This is a genomic window from Streptococcus sp. 1453 (assembly GCF_013276955.1).
In the GTDB taxonomy this organism is placed as follows: domain Bacteria; phylum Bacillota; class Bacilli; order Lactobacillales; family Streptococcaceae; genus Streptococcus.
This window is the reverse complement of the sequence record NZ_VMLZ01000028.1, coordinates 1-3,946: the sequence shown is the minus strand read 5'-3', so window position 1 is coordinate 3,946 and position 3,946 is coordinate 1. Positions and strand designations below refer to the sequence as shown.

The following is a 3,946-nucleotide window of genomic DNA, read 5'->3' as shown; positions in this document are numbered from 1 at the left end:
AGTATCTACAAACCAACCGTAGCAGCTGAACGAACAGCATCAGACTACGGCACAAGCTTGAAGGTAACAGATGGTCTAAAAGCCAAAGACTACCACTTGATTAAGGGAGCAACGCCAACAGACGCATTGGCAGATCGACTTCAATACAAAGACGATACAGCTCTTCCAACAGGCTCAACAGTAGAATGGAAGGAAACTCCAGACTACAGCCGTGTGGGTGATGCGACTTACAAAGCGACTGTTACAATTCCAGGCTCAGGAAGCACAGAAGTGACGATTCCAGTGCATGTTTATCCAACGGTAGCTCTAGCTAGTCCGAACGGCTATAACAATAAACAAGGTACCTTGTCACATGGAGCTGACGCAGAGACATATGTAGTCTTCAAAGATGGCAACCAAACAGTGGCTAAACCAGCAGGCGTAACAGTTCGTTGGCAAGGTGGCACTGCACCAGGTATCGCAACAGCGTCCGCAAGCAATGTGGGACGTATCGAGGTAGAATACCCAGCAGACAATGCGGAAGGTAAGACGGTTCAAACGCTAGAAGTAGCCCTTCCAACTTATCATGCAGTAGCCAAGGAAACAGAAGTCGTGCGTACGATTGGTTCAACCTTTGCCTCAACAGAAGCTAGCGCTTATGTGAAGAAAGCAGAAAATGGACCAGATCTTCCACAAGGCACAGAGTACACATGGCAAACAGATGAGACAGCTAATAAGGCCTATGGTTCAGGCACTTGGGGTAAAGTCAACGATGACTGGCTTGGTAAGAAGACCAACAAGGTTAAAGTTTACTACCCACAAGTAGACGGTGGTAATACGAAAGATGAAAATCTGGCAGAAGAAACAGAGGAAATCACCTTTGTGACCAAACCAGCGACTCCAAGTATTACGACTGACTTGACAGGAAGCGCCGGTACAAGAAAAACCATCCATATTGCGAATGCGACACCAGGAACCACTGTTGAGCTCTACAATGGCGATACGAAAATTGGTTCTGTAGATGTACCGAAAGCTGGTACGACTCGCTACAGTGATTTAACGACAGTTGATGTAACGATGACCCAAGACATCCCAACATCAACCAACATCACAGCCAAAGCGGTTTACAAACCAACCGAAGCAACTGAACGCGTTGAATCAGATGCAAGTACTGCCAAAGCTTCAACCTTCATCACTCTAAGTGCTAAAGGTAGCATCCAAACCATGAAGGGAACAGGCACTCTTACTGAGTTGGATAACTTGAACGAAACCACTCTAGCTAAGTTACTCCGTCGTTCAGACGCAGCTACGGACTTCACAGGCGCAACAGGCCGCTGGAAGAACCAAGATGCGACTAGAAAAACGGCAGAGGCAGGCACACGAACAGAAACCCTTCTAGTGCGCCTAGCCGGTCAAACGAATGAGCAAGAGGTCAACTTCACCTTCACTACTTTAGCGCAACCAAGCGCCAAAGCTGTCGTGAAGAAAAATGGTCAAGATATTACAAATGATGACTTGAGCAAGTATGTAACAGCAGACAGCAACAATGGTTTGAGTTGGGAAAACCAACCAGCTAAGGTAGAAGTCGGCAAAACTCTTCCACGTATCCAAGTCACTTACCCAAGTGATGGTGTAGCGGTATCAGACGTTACGACCCAATACGTGACACCAACAGTGTACGCAGTGGCAGAGAACCCAACTCCAGGTATTGATGCGCATAAAGGTAGCACGCTTTCAGAAGACGCTTCTGACTATGTGAAACCAGCACCAAACACAGAAGGCTTCCCTAATGGTACGACTCATGCATGGAAGGATGGAGATAAACCAAGTACCGACCATGTAGGAGAAGTGACGAAGACAGTTGTGACCACTTATGGTAAGGGCGATGACGTACCGGCTGAGCTTCGAGGTAAGGAAGTAGAAACACCGGTGACGATTACAGTTGTCCCAGATAAACCAGTTGTGACTCCAAATACTGACGGAACAGTCGGTGTGACGATTCCAGAGGAAACAACGAAAGTTGAAGTGACTTACACTCCAGAAGGACAAGACGCTCCAACAACCGTAGCGGTTACGAAGAACCAAGATGGTAGCTGGACAGCGCCAGCAGACAGTGGCATCACGATTAGCCCAGACGGCAGCAAGCTTACGGTAGCAGCGGACAAGGTGAAAGATGGTGCAGGTGTCACAGCCAAAGGTATCACGACAATTGACGGTAAAGACTTTACAAGTCAGTCAAGTGATAGTGCAGATGCCAAAGCGCCACGCTTGGGTAAACCAACGATTAGTCAAAACGCAGACTACGGCATTGAAGTTGAATTGGATGACAAGGCAACTCATGCAGAAGTAGACTATGTGGATGCGGCTGGCAATACTCGTAAGTTAACCTTTGATAAGGAAGCTAATGGGGATTGGACGAAGACAGATAGTGTCAATATCGGCACAGTCGTGACAACTGGTAACAAGATTGTGATGCAGGCCAATACAGCTCAGGCAGGTAGCATCGTAAAAGCTACTCAAAAATCAGCTTTATCAGATCCATCAGAAGCAGCTGACCACAAGGCAGTGGGCTTACTGAACAGTCCAGTTGTGACTCCACAAATTGATAGTGGCGTCCAAATAGAAGCTCCAAGTGACGCGACAAGTCTTGAAGTAACCTACACGCCAGCAGGCAGTCAAGCGTCAACGAAAGTGACCCTTACGAAGACTGACCAAGGTTGGCAAGTTCCAGAAGGATTTGAAGTGGGAGCAGATGGCAAGCCAGTCTTGAAAGCCAAGACAGCTACAGCCGGAACTGAGGTAACGGTACAAGCCAAAGCACAAGACATGGAAAGTAAGCCATCCACTGGTAAAGTGAAGACAGCTCAACCATCAACCTTTACTCCAGAAAGTAAACAAAATGGGGATGTTGTGATTCCATTACCAGCTGATGCGGATAAAGTCGTGATTAACTACCCAGAAAGTGATACGGTTACGAAGACAGTAGAACTTACCAAGGGAGCAGATGGCAACTGGAGTGCACCAGCGGATAGCCCAATCACAGTTAAAGATGGCAAGGCAACTGTTAAACAAGGAACAGCAAGCAGTGGTAAGTCTATCACAGCTCAAGCAACAGCCGGAACTGGCACAGATGTCAGCGCGGCACGCGAAGCGACTATAATTGTTCCAAGTCATACGCAGCCAACTGTTAGCACCATTACGGTAGAAGCAGATAGCAAGCCAACAGCAGATTCTATTAGCAATGCCGTAACAGCAGAGCATAAGAAAACTGCGGTAGCTAAAGACGCTCTTCCAACAGTAGCGGCAGGAACCAGTCAAACTGTGGGAGTGACCGTCACTTATGACGATGATTCTACAGAAGATGTAGAAGTTACAGTCCAAGCTAAAGAAGCAACACCAAGCGAAGCTACAACTAAACAATGGCAAAATGGTGATGTTGAAATCGGCTTACCAGACACTGCGGATAAAGCACGCTTGACTTATACAGATAAGCAAGGGGCAAGTCAAACAGTTGAGCTCAGCAAAGGAGCGACAGGCTGGACGGTAACAAGCGGTGATGCGAGTCTATTAGATAACGGTACGTTACGCTTGAAACCATCAAGCTACACAGCTGGTCAAGCAGTAAGTGTCAGCGCAACCAAGGGAAGCGACGCTACAACCAGTCAGGCATCAAGTGCAAGTATCACTCCGACAGAGCATACTGTGACTACAAATACACTAGTCAAACCATACAAACAAAATGTTACAGATAATGATTTGTTAGACGCTGTAAATGCTGAACACAAACAGACTGTTAATCTGAAAGATGGAACAAGTTATCCTACAACAGATGGTTTCCATGATATTGAACTTACAGTGACATATGAAGATGGTAGTACGGAAAATGTACCAGCCAAATACAAAGTCACAGATGCTTCTAAAGGGACTATCGACAAAGCGGCTGAGACTAAGAAAGCTGAGATTGATA

Annotated in this window: 1 protein-coding gene; it reads left to right on the top strand. The window is 46.7% G+C overall.

Annotation, left to right across the window (positions count from 1 at the left end; translation table 11 throughout):
- Positions 1–3,946: Rib/alpha-like domain-containing protein (locus HW098_RS10190; protein WP_176140020.1), on the top strand; the 3,946-nt coding region annotated here is incomplete at both ends.